This is a genomic window from Acinetobacter sp. LMB-5, assembly GCF_001541635.1.
GTDB lineage: Bacteria > Pseudomonadota > Gammaproteobacteria > Pseudomonadales > Moraxellaceae > Acinetobacter > Acinetobacter pittii.
In genome coordinates this window covers 1-308 of sequence record NZ_LRDR01000136.1, presented here as the reverse complement: position 1 = coordinate 308, position 308 = coordinate 1, and the positions used below count along the sequence as shown (strand labels likewise).

The following is a 308-nucleotide window of genomic DNA, read 5'->3' as shown; positions in this document are numbered from 1 at the left end:
TGATGGCTCTTGCCCCCTGGTAATCAAACGAACCGTCAAGCTGCAGGTAGTCGCTTAGCTTCTTACCTGTAAACCAACCAGCCATCATGCCGCTAATCGCAATCTGCGCGGCATAAAATGGATTTAGTGCTAGCTCTGGCGCGTTCACAAAATCAATCACACCCTGTTGCCAGTTTCGGCTGTATACCACCGCTTTGGCTTTGGCGTAGTTCGCAAGCCAAGTTAACTGCACATAGCCTCTGCCGTAGTAGGTTTGACCTGTGTTAGGGTCTGGTTCACCGTATGAGTGGCCTTGTCCTTTACCCCAT

General features: G+C 50.6%; 1 pseudogene. It reads right to left on the bottom strand.

The window, feature by feature from the left end:
- Positions 1-232: pseudogene (locus AW165_RS18850) on the bottom strand (hypothetical protein); the annotation flags it as partial.
- Positions 233-308 lie beyond the last annotated feature (76 nt).